This window comes from Paenibacillus sp. J22FR83, from assembly GCF_059691955.1.
Map to the genome: position 1 here is coordinate 984,555 of NZ_JCAUAM010000001.1, position 20,996 is coordinate 1,005,550.

Annotated in this window: 16 protein-coding genes; 6 read left to right on the forward strand and 10 right to left on the reverse strand. The window is 48.0% G+C overall.

Annotation, left to right across the window (positions count from 1 at the left end; all coding sequences use genetic code 11):
• Positions 1–178 precede the first annotated feature (178 nt).
• Together AC58PV_RS03545 and AC58PV_RS03550 are read right to left on the reverse strand one after the other, a co-directional pair.
• A complete protein-coding gene (locus AC58PV_RS03545) occupies positions 179–3,529 on the reverse strand; it encodes a WIAG-tail domain (protein WP_497430896.1) in 3,351 nt (1,116 codons plus the stop codon).
• A 91-nt stretch (positions 3,530–3,620) separates the two neighbouring features.
• Positions 3,621–4,811: a glycosyltransferase family 4 protein gene (locus AC58PV_RS03550; RefSeq protein ID WP_497430897.1), complete on the reverse strand. Its 1,191-nt coding sequence runs from the start codon at positions 4,809–4,811 to the stop codon at positions 3,621–3,623.
• A gap of 217 nt (positions 4,812–5,028) precedes the next feature.
• On the opposite strand from AC58PV_RS03550, the gene AC58PV_RS03555 reads away from it, so the two are divergent.
• Together AC58PV_RS03555 and AC58PV_RS03560 are read left to right on the forward strand one after the other, a co-directional pair.
• Positions 5,029–6,129: a YheC/YheD family endospore coat-associated protein gene (locus tag AC58PV_RS03555; protein WP_497430898.1), complete on the forward strand. Its 1,101-nt coding sequence runs from the start codon at positions 5,029–5,031 to the stop codon at positions 6,127–6,129.
• 23 nt (positions 6,130–6,152) lie between these two features.
• On the forward strand, positions 6,153–6,344 hold the full coding sequence (locus AC58PV_RS03560) for a hypothetical protein (RefSeq protein WP_497430899.1): 192 nt from the start codon (positions 6,153–6,155) through the stop codon (positions 6,342–6,344).
• Between the two features lie 838 nt (positions 6,345–7,182).
• Here AC58PV_RS03560 and nagZ read toward each other — a convergent pair.
• Positions 7,183–8,484: a beta-N-acetylhexosaminidase gene (gene nagZ, locus AC58PV_RS03565; protein ID WP_497430900.1), complete on the reverse strand. Its 1,302-nt coding sequence runs from the start codon at positions 8,482–8,484 to the stop codon at positions 7,183–7,185.
• A gap of 76 nt (positions 8,485–8,560) precedes the next feature.
• Positions 8,561–8,857 carry a transposase gene (locus AC58PV_RS03570; protein ID WP_497430901.1) on the reverse strand — a complete coding sequence of 99 codons (297 nt, stop codon included), beginning with the start codon at positions 8,855–8,857 and terminating at the stop codon, positions 8,561–8,563.
• Between the two features lie 203 nt (positions 8,858–9,060).
• Between AC58PV_RS03570 and asd the strand changes: the two genes are divergently transcribed.
• Entirely contained in the window at positions 9,061–9,849 is a 789-nt protein-coding gene (asd, locus tag AC58PV_RS03575; RefSeq protein ID WP_497430902.1) for an archaetidylserine decarboxylase, read from the forward strand.
• A gap of 40 nt (positions 9,850–9,889) precedes the next feature.
• Complete coding sequence (locus AC58PV_RS03580) at positions 9,890–11,149, forward strand: MFS transporter (protein ID WP_497430903.1); 1,260 nt, start codon at positions 9,890–9,892, stop codon at positions 11,147–11,149.
• Between the two features lie 56 nt (positions 11,150–11,205).
• Here the strand turns inward: AC58PV_RS03580 and AC58PV_RS03585 are convergent, their stop codons facing one another.
• Both AC58PV_RS03585 and pdxR read right to left on the reverse strand, forming a co-directional pair.
• Complete coding sequence (locus AC58PV_RS03585) at positions 11,206–12,645, reverse strand: NAD-dependent malic enzyme (RefSeq protein WP_497430904.1); 1,440 nt, start codon at positions 12,643–12,645, stop codon at positions 11,206–11,208.
• A 176-nt stretch (positions 12,646–12,821) separates the two neighbouring features.
• Positions 12,822–14,288, reverse strand: coding sequence for a MocR-like pyridoxine biosynthesis transcription factor PdxR (pdxR, locus tag AC58PV_RS03590; RefSeq protein ID WP_497430905.1), 1,467 nt, complete (start codon positions 14,286–14,288; stop codon positions 12,822–12,824).
• 131 nt (positions 14,289–14,419) lie between these two features.
• Between pdxR and AC58PV_RS03595 the strand changes: the two genes are divergently transcribed.
• Positions 14,420–15,001 carry a GNAT family N-acetyltransferase gene (locus tag AC58PV_RS03595; protein ID WP_497430906.1) on the forward strand — a complete coding sequence of 194 codons (582 nt, stop codon included), beginning with the start codon at positions 14,420–14,422 and terminating at the stop codon, positions 14,999–15,001.
• A 157-nt stretch (positions 15,002–15,158) separates the two neighbouring features.
• Positions 15,159–16,469, forward strand: a complete 1,311-nt coding sequence (locus AC58PV_RS03600; protein WP_497430907.1) for an aminotransferase class I/II-fold pyridoxal phosphate-dependent enzyme — start codon at positions 15,159–15,161, stop codon at positions 16,467–16,469.
• A gap of 422 nt (positions 16,470–16,891) precedes the next feature.
• Here the strand turns inward: AC58PV_RS03600 and AC58PV_RS03605 are convergent, their stop codons facing one another.
• The 4 genes from AC58PV_RS03605 to AC58PV_RS03620 form a co-directional block, all read right to left on the reverse strand.
• Positions 16,892–17,098, reverse strand: coding sequence for a hypothetical protein (locus AC58PV_RS03605; RefSeq protein ID WP_497430908.1), 207 nt, complete (start codon positions 17,096–17,098; stop codon positions 16,892–16,894).
• A 137-nt stretch (positions 17,099–17,235) separates the two neighbouring features.
• Positions 17,236–18,453: an MFS transporter gene (locus AC58PV_RS03610; protein ID WP_497430909.1), complete on the reverse strand. Its 1,218-nt coding sequence runs from the start codon at positions 18,451–18,453 to the stop codon at positions 17,236–17,238.
• Between the two features lie 29 nt (positions 18,454–18,482).
• Entirely contained in the window at positions 18,483–19,793 is a 1,311-nt protein-coding gene (locus tag AC58PV_RS03615; RefSeq protein ID WP_497430910.1) for a D-arabinono-1,4-lactone oxidase, read from the reverse strand.
• Positions 19,790–20,983, reverse strand: coding sequence for an amino acid deaminase/aldolase (locus AC58PV_RS03620; RefSeq protein WP_497430911.1), 1,194 nt, complete (start codon positions 20,981–20,983; stop codon positions 19,790–19,792). Before AC58PV_RS03620 ends, AC58PV_RS03615 begins: the two co-directional genes overlap by 4 nt.
• Positions 20,984–20,996 lie beyond the last annotated feature (13 nt).

A 20,996-nucleotide genomic window follows, 5' to 3' on the forward strand; every position in this document is an offset into this window, starting at 1 on the left:
ACATCCATTTCTGCTATCATATGCTATGATGATAGACGGAAATTGGACGAAAACCTCTAAATTGAAAATTGGTCATCTATCTACTAATATCGTAATCATAAGAAAAAACGGTAGTCTCGCATTGTCTGCGAGCTACCGTTTCGTATTCACCTCTTGCAAGACTTCCTACCGTCTTCCATTAATCCGTATTTCCAATAGCAATCCAGTTCACAGTCCCCTGTTGATCGTGAGAAAACTTAGCTCGAATAATGGACAGCACCGCGCTCTCCTTCGACTTTTGACTCACAATGACATAACATGCTGGATGATTTGTAATCGCTGTTAGTACATAATTGGTATTCGCGTATTCCTCTTCGAAATGGAGGGTCAGTTCAATGGTCTCATCCTGGATCTTCATACTAAACGGCTCTAGACCGAATTGTTGCAGTACATGTCGTTGCTTGGAAGAAGAACGAACAACAGCATCTGCGAGCTTCGCCACAGTGAGCGTTGCGTCTGCGATATGTTGATTCGTAACCGTACCCGCTTGAATCTTCGTTCCGTCAACACAGCCTTCAGCTAGATGATCATCCGTCACCGCACCTTCAGCCAGCTTATCACTGTCCACACTGCCATCTGCAAGTTTCGTTGTGTCAATTGCACCATCCACGATTTTGCTGCCATCAATGCTATTCGCAGCCAGTTTCGATTGGGATACCGCCTCATCCGCAAGGTGGCTCTCATTTACTGCACCAAGCGCTAGTTTACTGCTGTCTACACTATTTGAAGCTAATTTCGCAAGACTGACCGCCTCATCTTGCAAATGCTCGCTTCCAATCGCTTCTGAAGTCAGCTTGGAGCTACTCACACTGGCATCGAGCAGTTTCGAGCCATCAATCGAACCTGCGGCAAGATGACTGCTCGTGACAGTTCCTAAAGCCAGCTTTTTTCCATCTATGATGAAGTCGGATAAATGCTCGCGTTGAATCGCGCCATAGACGATTTTGCTGCTATCTACACTGCCTGACGCCAGCTTCGAGGCACCTACAGCTTGATCTGTCAGATGCTCACTGCTCACGGCACCCTCTGCCAGCTTACTTCCATCTACGCTACCCGGTGCTAACTTAGTTCCAAATACAGCATGATCTGCCAGATGGTAGTTATTTACCGCTCCTGACACTATTTTAGTACTGTCCACCGAATTCACAGCTAACTTCTCACTATCAATAACACCTGCAACGAGATGTTGGTTGCTCACAGATCCATTGGCAATCTTCGTTCCATTCACGGCACCAGGTGACAGATGTTCATCACTAATCACACCAGGAACGATTTTCGTGCCATCGATGCTCTGATTCGCCAGTTTGTTGCCCACAACAGCGCTCTCTGCCAAATGTTCACTATGAATGGAACGATAGGCAATCTTGGAACTTACGACAGAACCATCCGCCAAATGTCTGGAAACCACTGCTGCAGGTGCCAGTTTGCTGCCATGTACGCTTTCATTCGCTAATTTCGACGCTGTGATCGCACCATCAACAATATGTTCCGCATTGACGGCTTTGTTCGAAATTTTGGCACTATTTACACTGCTGTTAGCAAGCTTATCTGACGTCACCACTTCATCTTCAAGCTTCTCATTCGTGATTGCCTGATCTTTAATGATTTGCGTTGTCACCGAGTTAACTTGAAGATGGTGTGTAGCTACCGCACCGTTCGCGAGTTTCTCATTCGTGACTGCACCATCGGTCAAGGTTTCCGTGGAGATTGAATTCTCCTGCAATTTGCTGCCCACCAAGCTTCGATCAGCGAACACATCCAGCGTAATGGAACCTTGTGCTAGATGCGCAGAAGTAATTGACCCTTCTCGGATATGAACCCCATCAATAATATCGTCTTGCAAATGGCGTGATTCAATCGACATCGGAGCAATCTTCGCTGTCGTTACCGCTTCTTCGGCAAGCTTACTCGTCGTAATGCTTTCTTCTTGAATATGTCTCGTTGTGATGGCTTCGTCCGCAATATGGTTGCGATGAATGGCATGCATATCGATTTGTTTCTCTCCAACCGCCCCTTTGACGATATGGCCTGTAGAAATAATCTCATCTTGCAAGTGAGCGGCATGTATCGTACGATAGGCAATTTTATTGGACGTAACACTCTCATCTTTCAGTTTCGAATTTACGACACTGCCCTCTGCCAATTTATCTGTAATGACAGATCCAGGAGCGATTTTAGCGCTGGATACCACATTGTCCTCCAAGTGATCAGGACGAATAATGTGTGAACCGATATGCTTGGCGGTAATGGCACCTTGCGCAAGTTTATCCGTAGTAACCGCTCCATCTTGCAATTTACCACTCGAAATAACGCCATCATTTAGATGATTCGACTCAATCGCAGACAGCGTGATATGTTTGCTCGCAACGATTTTGTCCCCTAATTTGGCTGCAGTAATCGCTCCATCTTGGATGAGTTTCGACTCAATGGCGCCTTCTCCAATATGTTTCGTTCGAACAGCCTGATCCGCGATATGATAACTGTTTACTTCCGCTCCTTCAATATGAAGCCCTCTCACTGCGGATTGGGCGATATGCATCGTATCAACGGCTTGTGGAGCTAACTTGGGACCTGTGACCGCTTGATCAGCTAGTAAACTGCTCGTGATTGCTTGATTGCCCAGATGCTCGGTTAAAATGCTCTCTCCCTTAATATGAACTGAACTAATACTGCCCGAGCTTAACTTATCTTCTGTAACGGCACCATCTCTAATTTTGGCTGTCGTGATCGACACGTCCATAAGCTTTGCAGTATCAATGATGTAATTAGCCAAGTGCTTCGTCTGTACAGCACCACTAAGAATTTTATCTGATGTAATCGCTTGTTGATCAATGAGATCACTCGTAATAATCAGTTCAGATAGATGTTGTGGCAAAATAGCACCATCAGCCAGTTTGGTCGCATCAACTGACTTATCGGCCAGTTTGGCTGAGGTGATGCTGGTATCCAACAGCTTGTTGCCTGGCAGCGAGTTTTCTTGAATTTTATCACCCACGATACTGTTTAGAGCAACGTGCTCATCATATATGGCATGATTGGCGATTTTGGGACGGGTAACACTTGCTGGGGCTAGCTTTGTATGCTCAATCGCGCCATCCTTGAGGGATCTGGCACCGATGCTGAACGGTTTAATTTTCACCTCATCAATGGCCCTGCTTGCAATCTTGCTCCACGTCACGGCTTCATCAACAATGTCGTCTGTATACACAACCGGGTCAACGAATTTACCTGTTTTACGTTCAGTGAGTAATAAATCAGGTGTGATCTGTTCGGTCACCTTCGATACCTGCAGGACTTTCTCTGTTTCCACCTTTTCCTTTTCCTTTTCCTTTTCCGCAGGAACCGCATTGACTTTCGTTATTAATTTAGAAGAATCTCCCACTTTGTCTGACTTCGTCGGTGATTCATCGAGCCACTTCAATTCATTCATATTGGAGTTCACTTTATGCACGTTCGCCTTCTGGCCAGTACTGCTCTTCCGCTTGTTCATTGGACTCCTCTCCATTCCCAAGATTTATCATAGGTAACATATTCATTCTCATCTGAATACGTACATTAGCCCCCAAAAATTGTGCTCCAACCTAGACAAGAGCCGTTTCCTTTAACATTTGACTGTACAAGGAAGCCCTCACCTCAGCAGCTTTCTGCCACGTAAATAGTTCATCAACCCGTTTCATTCCATTCTCTCCAAGCTTGCGCCGCAGACTTTCATCTTGCAGCAACCGTATGACTCTCTCGGAAAGCTCCGATTCAATTGCCTTCGGGTCTACTAAGTAGCCCGTTTTTCCATCTTCCACAACCTCTTGAATGCCACCGATTTTTGAAGCCACAACGGGAACACCTGTTGCCATCGCCTCTACATTGACTAGTCCGAATGCTTCATTACAGATCGAGGGTACGACGAAAACGTCAGCAATTTGAACCCATTTGGGCATTTCTTGATGCTGCACATAAGGGATGAAACTAACATGACCAGGTATGGCCTTAGCTGCATGGGTTAATTGCTTCACATACTTGGTTACCTTGGCAGAGCCGTAAAAAGCACTCCCGACGATCACCAGCTTCGCGCTGGGTTCCCGTTTTATCACCTGTTTCATCGCTTCAATGAGATGGTGTATCCCTTTCTGGGGAATTAATCTGCCCACAAATAAAATGATTTTACGATGCTCAATATTCAGCTGTCTGCGCATTTCTGTGCGAGCTCTAAGGCCTTCCCCCGTCCACTTGGACGTAAATGCAGAGACATCTACACCTAAGTAGTGCGTGATGATTTTGTGGGCTGCGCTTGGTACCTTTCTTTGCAGAAACCGTTTCAGAAAATGGCTATTCACGATAATGACATCCGCAGCTAACAAACATAATCGCAAGGCGCGCTTCGAAATATAAGGCGAACTTATAAAATTCGTCGAATGGAGAACGAGACTTAATATGGCTTGAGGATAGCGTTTGCGAAGAACTGGAAGAAAGAGCGGGCGATTTTCCACTTGAATAATGCCTGGATGAAGCTGCGAGATCTGTTTGCTTATATGTGAAATATACGCGGATCGCCCCTGATACGACACCCTTCGATACGTTACACCGTGACGGATTTCCTTCCAAGGTTGATAGGAAGCTTTTCGTCCAAGTACGACCACAGGCATACGGCCCACTAATTGCTCTGCAGTCTTCTCAACGACCTGCTCGACCGAGCTGCTAGAGCCTGATGGTATAGGGAAGGAACCAGGTGTAACGATAACGAGAACATTCGATTGGGGCTTCCGTTTAGTTTTCAATTTCTGATCCTCCTAGACGAATGAGGGGAAACTCCACCCCATTTCACTTCTTCCTTCTATACATATGCGGATATAGTGGTAAAGCATAGGCATCTGTCTTGGTTTTTCAAGAAAGTATCGGCAATTGTACAAACCACATGAGTTTCTTTTCCATAGACTAAGAGTGATTTCGTTATTGATCGAATGTGAAGGCCCGACGAAAGAGGGAGTGAAATCAATGAGTAATCCCTATGTGGGTATTTTAGTTAACGATTCCTTGTTTGCAGGTATTCCTCTAGGGAACACACAATACGAAGCCATTCGCTTTTATGAGGATGCTGGCAAACACTTCGGCTTAACGCCTTGTTATTTTCGAATTCAAGATGTTCATTTGAAAACGATGAAAGTATATGCCTATGTACAGGAAGGCCACCAATTCCAAAGAAAATGGGCCGATCTCCCCAAAGTTATTCATAATCGTGCCATCTATTTGGACGCCGCTTCAGCTAGAATTTTGCAAAAGTGGACAGAGCAAGGCGTAACGCTCTTCAATCATTGGAACCGTTACAGCAAGATGCGCATCCACACACTCCTCATGAAAAATGAGCAAATCCGTCCCCATCTTCCCTGTACATTTCCCGCTACCGTTGAAAATATGAAAGTCATGATGGATTCTTACGATTCCCTCATTATCAAACCAACTAACTCCAGCATTGGACGCGGTGTGATGAAATTAGAAAAGCAAGGGAAAGTATGGAAACTCACCTATCCCATCAATCTGAAGCTGACCAACCGGCGTTGGCGTACCTTAAGGTTCCGTCAGCAATTGCCCCTCCTGCTTCGTCGAAGGATTATCAAAGGCAACTATTTGATTCAACAATGCCTGCCTCTTGCTACGGTAAATGGTTGCCCCTTTGATCTTCGCATTTCCGTTCAGCGTGGTCCAAGCGGAGCTTGGGGTGTAACAGGTATAGTTGCGAAGATTGCGTCGCGTCAGCACTTCCTCACGAATGTTGCGCAAGGTGGGAAAGTAGCTTCCTTAGCCGATATATTGACTAACCACTATCCACAGCTCGATCGAGAAGCTGTCTGTCTTCAGTTGACGAATTTCGCTATCCTCGTCGCCCAACATCTGAGCACCGAATTGCCAAACTTAGCAGACCTCGGACTCGATATTGCCATGACGGCTGATGGCTATCCGCTATTTATTGAATGCAACAGCAAGGATCAACGTTACAGTTTTCGCGAGGCAGAGATGCAGGATTGTTGGAAAGCCACCTACTTCAACCCTATGGGTTATGCCAAGTTTATTATTAACGGCGGCACGCCGCCCTGCTAGCGAGCTAGATGAGCTTAGCAAATATGCGAAAAAAGCACCGTATCTCCGAGTTTACTCGGGGTATGGTGCTTTTTGGAGTTAATTTGAAAAAGCAATATTTACAGCTTGATCGAGGGTGTATGTCTGCAGATGATGGAGGTATAGGTGCTGGGGCTTGGTGGGATACAGGGACCTGGCGTGAACAGGGGCTTGCCGGTAAAGTGTATCTCGCCTGACGGCTGAGCCCACCTAACTTTCGAGGCGTTTAACTGTAAAAAGTACAGCTAATCTCGCTGATAAATCCTCCCTGCGAAGAATAACTGTAAAACCTACAGCTATTTCCCGCCATTTCCCCCATTTACGGAGAAAAACCATAAATTAACTACATATTTTCCATTTAAATTATGATATTGGACAAAAACCAGAAATTTAAATGTACATTTTCCAGTTATTTGAGTTTTCCTTCCATGTTGTCCCACCGTTGTGCTACCGTAAGCCCAATTGGCAAGATGAGCGGCATTCACCTTCTGAGTTAATGGGATAGTGGTAGTAGAGTAGCTAGGTTATGGGGGTTGCATGAGCAGCGTTTCGCTTCTGAGTTGATGGGATAGTAGCTTTAGAGTAGCTAATTTGTCAGTGGCAGAGTGAGCCGCGTTCTCCTACTAGTTGATGGGATAGTGGTAATAGAGTAGCTAGGTTGGTGGGGGTTCCATGAGTAGCGTTCCCATTCTGAGCTGATGGGATAGTGGCTGTAGAGTAGCTAATTTGTCAATGGCAGAGTGGTCGCGTTCCCCTACTAGTTGATGGGATAGTAGTAGTAGAGTAGCTAGATTAGTGGGGGTTGCATGAGTAGCGTTCCGCTTCTAAGTTGAGGGGATAGTGGCTATAAAGTAGCTAATTTGTCAGAGGCAAAGTGAGCCGCGTTCACCTACTGAGTTAATGGGATAGTGGTAGTAAAGTAGCTAGGTTAGTGGGGGTTGCATGAGCCCTTGCATGTACACCCCCGCTCTCCTGTGCCGCGGGCACTATCTGAATCACCATCACTGCAACTCCGTGACCGGTGCCCCCACTCCCTTACTTCGCATTAAGCGGCGCAAGCACCCTCTGAACTTCCGCATTCAGCAGCTTCGGATCCGGTACAGACACTGATTGATCCTGAAGCTTATACTTCATCTTCAGCTTATACACCTGTTCGACACTCTGATCGATCGTGTCCATGGGGATTCGCCCCTCTTGAACAGCACTGCGCAAGGCTTGAATCACCGCTATCGCTTTCTGCGGATCGTGACCGACCATCACGACATTGGAACCTGCGAGCACAGACTTCACAGCGGCTTCGCCCATTTCATAATTTTCCGCAATGGCGCCCATCGTCATATCATCTGTCATAATGAGCCCCTTGAAGCCAAGCTCCTTGCGTAGAAGATCCGTCATGATCGTCTTCGACATCGAAGCCGGATATTTCGTATCTATTTTTGGCAGCAAAATATGAGCCACCATAATCGCATCCGCCTGATGCTTAATGGCATCTGCAAAAGGAATCAGCTCCAGCTTTCGCAAGCGATCGAGGTCATTTTGAACAACAGGTAACCCAATATGTGAATCTACTGAAGTATCACCGTGGCCAGGAAAATGTTTCACAACCGGTACGACTTTCATCTCTTGTATACCATTCATCATTGGAATTCCGAAGCTACTTACAAGCGCTGCATTCGCACCAAACGAGCGATCACCAATTACCGGGTTCTTAGGGTTACTGTTGATATCCAAATCAGGGGCAAAATCCATATTAAGCCCATAGGCATTTAACTCTTTACCTAACAATTGACCGATTGCGTGAGCCAACTCGGTTTTGCCCGATTTTCCAATCGTCTGACTTGTTGGTGTCTTGGAAATTTCATCAGGCAGACGCGTTACTCTGCCGCCTTCTTCATCAACACCAAGCCAAAGTGGGAGCTTGTTCACCCCATTCGTCTCCTTTAAATCATTCACTAAGTTCACTAATTGACTCGTATCTTTCACATTCGGTTTATACAGAATAATGCCACCTACATGATAGGTTGCAATCAATTTGCGTGATTCTTCATTTATTGCGTAATCATCGATTCCCGCTATAATCATTTGCCCTAGCTTCTCGTCAAGCGTCATCTTTGGAAAATTCACTGTTGATGCAGGAGCTGGCGTAGGTGTTGGAACAAGTGATGGGGTTGGTGTATCCGTTGGTATAACGGTTGGTGAAACAGTCGCTGAAGGCGTACTCGTTGAGGGAGATCCACTTGGCCCAGCTTCATGACGTGATGCGCAACCCGACATAAGGAGCATTAGCCCGCCGATAGCACCAATTCTACAAATGATGTGTGATAAATTTCGTTTCATGTTGTCACCTGCCTTTACTTTCACAGTTACTATATGAAATAGACGCACGCTGCATGGAATTCGTTGAATTGCCCGTTTACTCGCTGCGAAGTTCTCTTAAAAAACAATGAAGCAACATATATATGCCATATGCCCCTAAATATCCACCTGCAAACAGAAACAGCTTGTTCGTAAAAACAACATGAATGTTCGTCATGAAAACCGTGTCATCACGAAGAATCTGGTACACATTCATAGAACTGATTGCACCCAATATATATGCACATAGCACCGCTGCCCCTGTGAATACATATTTAAAGGATTGTAGTAACCAAGCGCTAGCCAACATGACTAGTGGAATCAGAATAACAAAAATTACGATTATTATCGACATTGTCGCGTTCACCTCATCAACAGCATTGACGAATTTGCTGTCGAAAATACAAAAACTTACGTGGCTAATCCCAAGGAATTGAACAATAGACAATTGATTCTTTTATCTTTCTGTGGCAAGATTAGCGAAGAACCGCTAATAGGAAACTTTGTGCTTAGTCCAAAGTCCTTCCTAACCAACGAATGAACAGGAGTTTATGATCTATGTCTAAGCCTTTTTTCCGATTACTGACCGAGTTGTCTTCACGCAAATGGGTCTCACAGCTCACAGGTGCTCTTGCTCGTTCCAAAGTAAGCCGACTCTTTATCCCTCGTTTTGCCCAAACATATGGCATTCGTATCGAAGATGCTGAAAAGCATATCAAGGAGTATAGATCCCTGAATGATTTCTTCACTCGGAGATTGAAGCCAGGTTTGCGCCCCATTCATGAAGACACAACACGAGTTGTAAGTCCTGTTGATGCCATGATCACTGGTATCGGTGATATCAAAGAAGGCCTGATTGTTAATGTCAAAGGTCAAGACTACACGATCGACGAGCTGCTAAATCGCTCTCCACGTACAGTCAATTACAATAATGGCTTTTATTTCGTTCTGTATCTGAGTCCAACTGATTATCACCGAATCCATTCACCAATTTCTGGGGATATTCTAGAGAAAGAACATGTCCTTGGGAAAGTATATCCCGTTAACGAATTCGGGCTACGTCATATGAAACGTGTACTTAGCCGCAACGAGCGATTGATTACTTTCATTCAGCATGCCACTGGCGAAGTAGCTGTTGTCAAAGTCGGCGCTCTGAATGTAAGCTCCATCCAATATGTAACACCACTTCCAAATACACTTGAACGTGGACAAGAGCTCGCCTATTTCGAGTTTGGCTCTACGGTCGTTCTGTTATTTGAAGATGGCATGTTCGAAGCACGTCCTGATCTCAAGCTGGGCTCCAAAGTGAAAATGGGCGAAGACCTCGGACGTTTCTTAGACACCTAGTAGACACCTAGTCGGGAATCAGAACCTGAGAGGAGAAATCATGGCAACCATTTCAACACCATCTCCTAATCATAGCTCAAAGAGCATACAAAGCACGGGAGATATCAAACCTACTGTTTATCGGATTTTATTGGCTATTGGGCTTGTTCATTTGCTCAACGATTCTATTCAATCCGTGATTCCAGCTATTTTCCCCATTCTGAAAGATGAAATGGGGCTCAGTTACGCGCAAGTCGGCTGGGTGCAATTCGCGATTAATTTTACCGCTTCGATTATGCAGCCTGTCGTAGGACTTTATACAGATCGTAAGCCTTCCCCTTACATGTTGCCAATCGGGATGACATCGACCTTGATCGGTATGCTGCTGCTAGCATTTGCTCATTCGTATTGGGTCGTCCTTTTGTCTGTCTGTTTTGTCGGACTTGGTTCGGCTGCCTTCCATCCAGAAGGCTCGCGCGTTTCGCATATGGCTGCCGGAAACCGCAAAGGTCTTGCCCAATCGATCTTCCAAGTCGGCGGTAATGCGGGTCAGTCGCTTGCTCCCATTATGACCAAATGGATCTTCATTCCGCTAGGATTGTTCGGATCCATCTGGTTTACCGGTGTCGCGGCTATCGCAATCGCTGTCCAATTATACATAGCTCGCTGGTACAAAGTTGTTCTGCAAGACGCACCCGTGAAGGCCAAATCCGTCGTCAAACGTGTTGTTAGTCCTCAGCGGCGCAAGCAAGTCATGTTCGCGATCTCTGTATTGATCTTCCTTGTGTTTGTTCGTTCTTGGTATGGCGCGGCGATGAGCGGCTATTTCGCCTTCTTCCTGCAAGATACGTACGGGATCTCCATTGACCGCGCACAAAATTTCATCTTCTTATTCTTGGCAGCTGGAGCTGTAGGTACGTTCTTCGGGGGACCGATTGCGGACCGCTTCGGTAAGCGTAATGTCATTTTCTTTTCCATGTTAGGATCAGCACCATTCGCCTTATTACTACCGCATGTGTCCGTCGGTTGGGCGTACGTATTGCTCGTTATTATCGGTGTTATTCTGTTATCCAGCTTCTCTGTGACCGTCGTGTATGCACAAATGCTTTTTCCTGGCAAAGTAGGTACGGTATCCGGCCTTATTACGGGATTAGCCTTTGGCCTTGGCGGGATCGGGAGTGTCGTATTAGGCAACCTATGTGATGCCATCGGAACTGGCCGTGTCATGGAATTATGTGCATTTCTCCCATTGCTAGGCATCCTTACTTTCTTGCTTCCGACCGATCGTAAGTTGAAGGAATGGACAGAAGAACAAGCTTAAACATAAAAAGCAGTTCGGTACGCTGGATCAGCGTCGTACCGAACTGCTTTTTTCAATTAATCATGATGAGCTTCGTTTAGCTCACGCCCGCTGCGACGACGCGCAACACCTGATTCAAAGGCTGCTTCCATAACGGCTTCTCTAACCTTCTCAACCACAGCGTGATTGAACACGCTCGGAATAATGTAGTACTCATTCAGCTCGTCCTCATTCACGACGGCAGCAATTGCTTTAGCAGCAGCCAACTTCATCTCTTGTGTGATCTTGGATGCTCGGCAATCCAACACGCCGCGGAATATTCCTGGAAAACAAAGCACATTGTTAATTTGATTCGGATAATCCGAGCGTCCTGTTGCCATGACGCGAACATAAGGCTCTGCTTCTTCTGGCGTGATTTCCGGTGTAGGGTTCGCCATTGCGAAGACAATCGGGTCTACCGCCATACGCTTCACATCATCTTGCTTCAGCACACCTGGTCCTGAAAGACCGATGAAAATATCTGCTCCTGAAATGACATCAGACAATGTACCACGTTCTAGTCCAGGATTCGTGTTGGCCGCGTACCACTCCCACGCTTTGTTCGTGAAATCATCACCTCGCACGATAGCCCCTTGACGATCCACACCAATAACATTGGTAACGCCTGCTGAGATCAGCATTTTGGTACATGCAATACCTGCAGCCCCGATACCTGTGATAACAACCTTACAAGACTCCAACTGCTTACCTACTAACTTAACCGCATTCAGCAGTCCAGCTAAAATAACTACCGCTGTTCCATGCTGATCATCATGAAAGACGGGAATATCTAGCTCATTAATTAAGCGTTCTTCGATTTCGAAACAACGCGGGGAAGAAATATCCTCCAAGTTAATGCCGCCAAATCCTGGCGCAATCGCCTTCACTGTACGAATGATTTCTTCGGTATCTTGGGTATCCAAACAAATGGGGAACGCATCTACGCCTGCCATTTGTTTAAATAACATTGCTTTCCCTTCCATCACGGGCATTGCCGCTTCAGGTCCAATATTCCCAAGTCCTAGGACAGCTGTTCCATCTGATACGACAGCAACGGTATTTCTTTTGATCGTTAAGGAATGAGCCTTGCTCGGGTCTTCATGGATCGCCATACAAACCCTGGCAACTCCTGGTGTATATACGCGGGATAAATCGTCCCGGTTTTTGATCGGTACTTTAGGGGTGACTTCGATTTTTCCACCCAAATGAAGCAGGAAGGTCTGATCAGACACGTTAATGATGCGGACACCTGGAATAACCTGCAGTGCTTTCGTTATTGTTTCCGTATGCTCGGGATCACTTACTTTGACTGTAATATCGCGTGTAGTCGTCGTTTTGCTAGCTCTTGTGACGTCAATCGCCACAATATCGCCGCCTGCATCACCAATGGCCGTTGCAATTCGTCCAAAGTTTACGAGTTCTTTATGCATTTCCAGTCGCACGATGACACTTGTGCCCCCACCATTTAATCCAGCCATGAAAGGATCACTCCTACGATTTGTAATTTAATTGAACACATGTTAGATGATAACATACAACTTATGACAAACAAAGTTATCGCCAAGAAGACTTATCTTGCACTGTGATAGAGACTTTTTATGGTAGGCAAAAGAGGATTTGGTAAATGTACGGAATAGAAGTGCCGAACATGTTATCAAAAGTCCACAGAAATGGAGCAAAGCAAGGTGATGCCTTGCTTGATCTCAGCTTCTGTTAGATGGGCAAATCCGAAGCAGACTCCCGCTTTGCCTGGCGGGAGTGCGTAATTGCCGGCGTCCGTCCAGGTCACGCCGACTGAAAGGCATGCGGCTGCATAAGCGGTGTAGGTGCGCAGGTCCCCGCGCCACCAACCGAACAAATGCAGCCCGCTATCGCTGTCCACCCACTCGAAGAGGGTGGACAGATGCTCCTGCAGCAGCGCCTGCAGGAGCAGGAACTTACTCGCGTACACCCGCCGCATGCGGCGCAGGTGTCGCTCGTAGCCGCCGCTCGCCATGAAGGCGGCGAGCGAGCGCTGTTCGAGCAGCCCCGTGGGGTGCGGCTCGTATAGCCGCTTCGCGGCTACAAAAGCATCGTGCAGCGCCTCCGGCAGCACGACATAGCCGATGCGCAGGTCCTGCAGCATCGTTTTGGAGAAGGTGCCGATGTAGACCACTCGGCCCTCCTGATCCAGCACCTTAAGCGGCTCAATCGGCCGCCCGCGGTGCCTGAACTCGCTGTCATAGTCGTCTTCGACGATGACAGCGCCTTGCTCCGCCGCCCAGCGCAGCAACTGCTGGCGGCGCTCCAGGCCCAGCACCGCCCCCGTAGGGAATTGGCGGCTGGGCGTGACGAACAGCAGCCGCGCGTTCCACGGCTGCGGGATGAGCCCATGCTCGTCCACCGCCGCGTGGACGGGCACCCCGCCAGCCGCCAGCACAGCGCGGCTGGCGCCCTGATACCCGGGGCGCTCCAGCACCACGGGATCGCCCGGGTTTACGAGCAGTTGGGTCAGCAGGGCTATCGCCTGCATCGACCCATTGACGATCACGATGCGCTCCGGGGGCGCATCGATGCCGCGCATCCGCCTCAGATGCACTGCGATCGCTTCGCGAAGCGCGTAGTGCCCCTCTGCGATGTGAGCATCCGCGTGCGGCGACTCCGTCATTTGCCGCACCTGCTCGTACATGCCGCGGTTCCATGCCTCCCGCGGGAATAGATCCATTTGCGGACGTGCTACGACGAACGCAATTTCCTGTTCTTTTGGAACACGCACGAATTCCCGCTCTTTCCCGCGTCCCCCAACATCATCCACACCTTCGCTCACGCGGACGCCCCAAGCTGACAATTCTATATGCTTCCCCACCTTGGCCTTATACATCACATGACCGTCCGCATACACGACGAATGTACCTCTGCCAACATCCCCCTGCAAATATCCCTCAGCGATCAACATATCGTACACTTGATTCACCGTTCCCCGAGAAATACCCAGTTGTTTAGCCAAGTCTCGGCTAGAAGGCAACTTGGTATGGGGCTGCAATTTATTTCCCACGATTTCATCGCGAAGCGCATGATACAACGCGGCGTATTTACTAGGATATCGTGTACAGTACGTTTGGAAATGCAAATAAAATGCCATACACCCACCTCATTCTTTTTAAAATGGTACATATAAATTGAGTCATATTGGTACTTATTATGAATCCAATCATACAGTATGCTTACTATTATCACATCAAAAAACATTCACGAGTAAGGAGAAATCAACCTATGAATCTACTACCGCCAACCCTAGAAGGGACTCGCGTCACCTTGCTGCCCTTGCATGAATCACATATTCCCGGACTGATTGAAGCTGCGAACGACCCTGCTGTTTGGTCTTTTATGACGCCCTTGCTTAGTCCACCTGAAGTTCACAAATTTATATACCAAGCTCTTAATGAACAAGAAGCGGGTCAAGGAATTCCTTTCAGTGTCTATGATCGAACGGCCGATACCATCGTTGGCAGTACACGACTTTTCGATATTTCCATTCCTCATCGGAATGTGGAGATTGGGCACACCTGGTACAATTCGAGTGTTTGGAGAACGCGCGTGAATACAGAATGCAAGTATTTATTGCTTCGCTACTGCTTTGAAACATTGGATCTTCTGCGGGTTCAACTCAAAACAGATCTTCGCAATGAACGATCCCAAGCAGCTATTACTCGTTTAGGCGCTCAAAAGGAAGGTATTCTTCGACAGCATCGCGTGCTTCACGACGGATATGTACGAGATACAGTGATGTTCAGCATCCTTGACAAGGAGTGGCCGCAGGTCAAGCAACGACTAGAAGCTTTTTTGAACAAATAACCTAGGAGCAAGTGTCGGGAATGCGTTTCTCCACGATGCTTGTTTTTTTACTATAAGATTTACAAATAATTTATGTACCGCAGTGACGTGCAGGTGTGAAAGTGATATAATAACTGGGAAAAAATGAATCGCTCATTGGAAGGAATGACCCAATCTTATGAATCCTTTGGCAAGTCAGTTAAACGAGACCCTGCAACGTGAAAATTCTCACGTACATGACATGCTTTCCGCATTAGGTAAATCGATTTACTTCCCGAAAGAAGGCATTCTCAGCCAATCGGCTGAAGCGAAGGCCAAAGCTAAGAAATTCAATGCTACCATCGGTATTGCCATTGAGAATGGTCAACCTATGCATCTGAAGGTCATTCAAGATACACTCTCCACTTATAATCCTAAAGATATATATGAATATGCTCCACCGGCTGGCAAGCCTGAGCTGCGTACAGCTTGGCGCAAGAAAATGCTCGAAGAAAACCCGAGCATTGGCAACAAGCTCATCGGTAATCCCATTGTCACGAATGCTTTGACACATGGACTAAGTATCGCTGCTGATCTCTTTGCAGACGTAGGTGATGCCGTCATTATTCCGGATAAAAACTGGGAGAATTACGAGCTCACATTCGAGATTCGCCGCGGTGCTCAGATTGTGAACTATTCGCTCTATAATGAACAGGAGCGGTTTAATTCCGAAGGCTTGCGTGAAGCGCTTCTTGCTCAGAAGTCCAAAGGCAAAGCAATCGTCGTTCTGAACTTCCCGAACAATCCAACAGGTTACACACCTGATGCTCAAGACGGTAAGGCCATTGTTGCCGCGATCCAAGAAGCAGCAGAAGCTGGCATTAACGTAGTTGTTCTAACAGACGATGCCTACTTTGGTCTTTTCTTTGAAAACTCGTTACACGAATCGCTATTCGGTCAATTGGCTGACCTCCACCCACGTGTGCTTGCTGTCAAAATTGACGGAGCAACCAAAGAAGAATACGTGTGGGGCTTCCGTGTAGGGTTCATTACGTATGCAGGTCAAAGCGATGCACTTCTTAGTGCACTCGAACAAAAAACAATGGGAATTATCCGTGCCACCATTTCCAGTGGACCGCATCCTTCCCAAACTTTCGTGCTTCACGCCTTGAACTCACCAGAATTCAATGTTCAGAAGCAAGAGAAATATGAGATCATGAAGGGCCGCGCGAACCGCACCAAATCCATTCTGGATAGTGGCAAGTTCGACGATGCTTGGGGCTACTACCCTTTCAACTCCGGTTATTTCATGTGTTTGAAGCTCAAAACCGTTGACGCTGAAGCATTGCGCGTACATTTGTTGAATCAGCATGGGGTAGGCACAATCGCGCTTGGCGAGACTGATCTTCGTGTAGCTTTCTCTTGCATCGAAGAGGGTAACTTGGAAGAGCTATTCACAATCATCTACCAAAGTGTGAAAGAAATAGAGACGGTTACCGCAAATAAATAGGCAGGCAAAAGTAAAAGAGGCGTCCCAATAGCCACGTATGTGGCGGGGAGCCTCTTTTTTGCGAGTTCATGGACTTAGATGAAGTCCGTATGGTTTGCGGTTTGCGATGTATCGTGATCAATAGTGAAAGATGCAAAAGGCATCCTATTTCATCAAATAACTATCTTGATTTGAAATGCGTGCGAAAGTGCAACAATTTCTGGCGTTCCCCCTCTGCTAAGTACCTTTTATGTCCAAAAGGTTGCCTATTTGCACTTATTCATCCCTATTCAACTGTTTTCCACGAAAATAAGTGCCTTTTTGCATTTTTGACCACATACGCCTATTGAAAGTAACATCTTCCCACTAGAAGTGGAATTTATATACGACAAACCGAGCTCAGTATCACTCTTAGATCTTCATGGCCATGTAACTGTCACCTCTTACCCGCCCATGGAGCATTGCGGAGGTGGAGCTATTACAAAGATTGACTCCCCTCGTCGATACCGCCCCCGTCCTACTTTCACCTCGATATCATCGAACGCCTCAACAAGTCCGCCGCCAATCATTTTCCCATCCCTTACCACCATTATGTAAGTTCCAAACAACATCGCATTCGTAAAATCAGCATCCCGATGTATGATATGCATAAGCCCCCCGGATTGTTATCTTTATTAGCCACTATACCCTTTCCAGCGTTATCGTGTAATTACTCAACCAATTACTGCAACAAGGCATGAAAGCTCATACCCTGTCACCGATCCCCTCTCTCAGCCGTTCGAACCTCTTACATCATCTTGTTATTATCACGATGCAACATCGATGGTGTCGTCTGCAGCCACCTAACTGCAGGTAAAATGAGAATTGCCACAGCTGCCAACACGCCGATCGCTGCAATCCTGTTCCCTAGCAAGAGTTGAACAATCAAGGAGAGCACGATGCCCCCTAAATTACCAAACAGCAGCAACAAGCCTGTAACAGCGCCGACCGACTGCGGTTCGGATTTGGCTTCCGCCAACGAGAGCATCACGGGCAAATCCGCAAGCAGCAGGAAGCCGCACAGCGCCAGTAAGGAAATAAACACCCATTGCGGCATCCCCACGGCAAGTCCAATCAGAAGAAGCACGCTCACGATGAGTGATAAGCATACAACCACGCGCGCGCGCTGCCCGCGCAGCGCCCATGGCGGGACAACCGCAGCGCCGATGATACCTGCTGCGGTCATTACCCCAATGCCAATGCCCACTTGCTGGGCATTGTAACCGATCGCGCTGGCCAGCACTTCGAGCCATGTCGCCAGCGTAATGAAAATGCCGAAGCCTGCGAATAGCAGCAGGCTGAACAGCCGTACCCATCGCTGCGACCAGAGTGTCGCAATTGCGCCGAACCCGAACGTGCTGCTCGTTGCAGCAGCCGTACCGACCTCGAAAGCTGGCGCACGCCTTAGCGCCAGCCCCATGGCTGCTGCGGCGATCACACCGATCGCGCCTTGTGTCCACAAGACAGCTGACATCCCCTGCCATGTCAGTAGAAAAGGAACCGTAACGGTAGAGATAAGAATACCGACGAACAGACTAGCCGTGCCTGCCGCAATCGCAATCGCGCGCTGCTCTGGACGAACATAGAGCACAGCTAATTTGTTCACGCTATTAAGGACAAGCGGTTGTCCAATGGCGATCACAAGCTGCCCGATCAAAGCATATTCATAGCCAGGCAGTATGCGAATAAGCGCTCCGATTGCCGTCAACGCACCGCCGATCAGCAGCGATCCACGAAACCAACGATCGGCAGCCTGGCCGAATGGGATAGACAGCAGCACATAGACAAGTGGAAATACAAGAGATAACCAGCCTACGGCATCGACAGAAACATGCCACTCGCTGGAAGCCGCCGTCGTAATTGGCGTGAATGTCACCCATAGCAGTTGAGTCACCGCCGCCAACACGGCATAAGCAGTGACAACTGACCAGCGAGATCGAGGTGTACTTGCACTTGTCTCCATCATCCAGAACCCTCCCTATTTTCTTGCCCATGTTACCCCGTCACACCGAAAATCTTATCGAGATACCCATTCAGCATAATACCGTCCGGATCCAATTTTTCTCGTGATCGGCAAAATGCTTGCCACATGGGATACCTTTCTGCCAAGTCTGCCGAACGAAGAGAATGCATTTTACCCCAATGCGGCCTGCCACCATGCTTTAAAAAAATATCTTCCATCGCCTCAAAATAGCTCTCGTGCGGCATCCCCTTATACATGTGAATCGCAATGTAGGAAGAATCTCTCCCGAAAGCTGGGCTTAACCAGATATCGTCCCCTTTGGCATAACGGCACTCAATAGGAAAATGCACGTTGTAGTTGCCCTTCAGCATTTTCTCACGCATTTCTTCTATGACAGTGGGCAACGCTTCTGCTGGGAGATTGTATTCCATCTCATTAAAACGAACAAGCCGTTGCGTCGCGAACAAGCGATGACTGTAATCCACTTTGCTCCCCACGGGCACTTGCGATGCGGATATCCGACTCACCATCCGACTGAGCTTCGGGACCTTCCGGCATAGTTCAGACAGTAGACCGAAAACTGTATTTTCGAGTAGGACATCCCCTACGTAATCGCGTACCTTGCGGCTTGTCACCGCACGATCTGTGGGATTCATGAATTTCAGCTGACAGGGATCCGCATAAGGAAACCAATAGAATTCAAAATGCCGATGCCCCCGCGAGATATCAGGTAACTCCTGCAAACATTGTTTCAGCGGCATGCGCTTGCTTTCATACATCATTTTATAAGTAGATTGGAGACGTAGCGTCACTTGCACGATGATACCCAACGCCCCAATGGAGATCTGCATCGCTTTGAACAAATCAGGGTGGGTTGCATGTGTACACGTGATAACCTCCCCAGCGCCAGTCACCATCGTCAATCCAACCACCTGCGTAGCAATGTTGCCGAACTGCTGCCCCGTACCATGCGTCCCCGTGCTAATCGCACCAGCGATGGACTGAACATCGATATCGCCAAGATTCTCCTGCGCTAGCCCATGTGAGAACAAGAGTTCGCCAAGAAATTTGAGCTTCGTGCCTGCCCATACCGTTGCGGTACACGACTCAACATTTACCTCAATTAAGCCTTGCATACGGTCCAATGAGATGAGCACATCATCGGGCGCTGCAATTGGTGTAAATGAATGCCCCGTTCCGACAACCCGCAGCCTGCGTCCTTCGCGCCTGCATAGCCGCACCGCATCAACCACTGCTTCAACGCCCTCCGGAAAAAGCACGGTCTGAGGGGTTGCCTGCACGATACCTGACCAATTGGTCCATGTCCCTGATTTGCTCATCATAGAAAACACGCCCCCATACCACGATACGTTGGATATGTACTTACAATGCTGCCTTGCGAAACGGCATATAGCATAAGGAATCGCTCGCACAGCTCTCCTGCCTTCGCATGACGGAAAAATACCGGATCCCCCAGCTCCAGCTGGACATCGCCACGTACGCGCAGCGGTGTTTGCACTTCTCCTGCGCCTTCCAAAGGAAAAAGCTCCAGCCCCTCGGGTAAGTATGGCTTAGGCCGTTTGTCTATACCAGTCGGCCCTGATGCCGTATAACCGCCGCCCATACAGGTCACGATATTCGGCTGCGGCCGCCTTACAACTTCTATCGCATACCCTGCTGAAGGTTTATAGCGAAAGGACGCGTAGTTGTCGAATAAGCCGGGGGAGTAAAAGCCTGAACCTGCTGTAATCTCGGTCACACACGCTTCTTTCCGCGAGCTATCCATACTTCCTGTGCCGCCCGCGTTGACGAATCGCAGTTGCACCCCCATCGCTTCAAGTCCACGTGTCACTTCTGCTCTCCACTGCGCAGCTTTGCGAATGGAGCTTTTTTTCAACCGGCGGATTAGCGCATTTTTCAGCCCCTGCCCAGGTACCTGATCGCCAACACCTGCAATCTGCGCCTCGTACCCCATAATACCTTCAAGCCGTAGCCAACGATCCCCTACAATTCGCTCAGCCACAGGGCGAACCTGTTCCCATCGTGTCAACGGAGATCGCCATACGCCGAAGTGCAACCCAGGATAATCCGTCGACATGTCAATGTCGATACAAAGGGGCACAATCACCTGCTCTGCCCTCGCCAGCCGCCCAATATGTTCAACATGCTCGATACAATCGACCATGAATGTTATCCTCTTCCCTTCGCGGATCAGCGAAATCACATCTTGTAATGCCTCCGCATGCCACTGCGGATAACCTAGCAATAGATCATCAAACCCCTGTCGCGCTAAAAAAGCAGCTTCCTCCGCCGTATAACACATGATCCCCTGATAGGCATCGTCCCCTGCCAAAATACGGCGAAGCACCTCCGGACAGCGAATCGACTTGCTCGCCACCCTTACTTTTTTCCCTCCAGCTTCCTTCGCAATCGCCTTAATGTTCGCATCCAACAAATCCAAATCAACGAAAGCAAATGGCTTCGGTACATCCTTGAAAATCTGTTTATAATACGCGTAGGATCCTGTCGTCATGAGACTCCCTCTT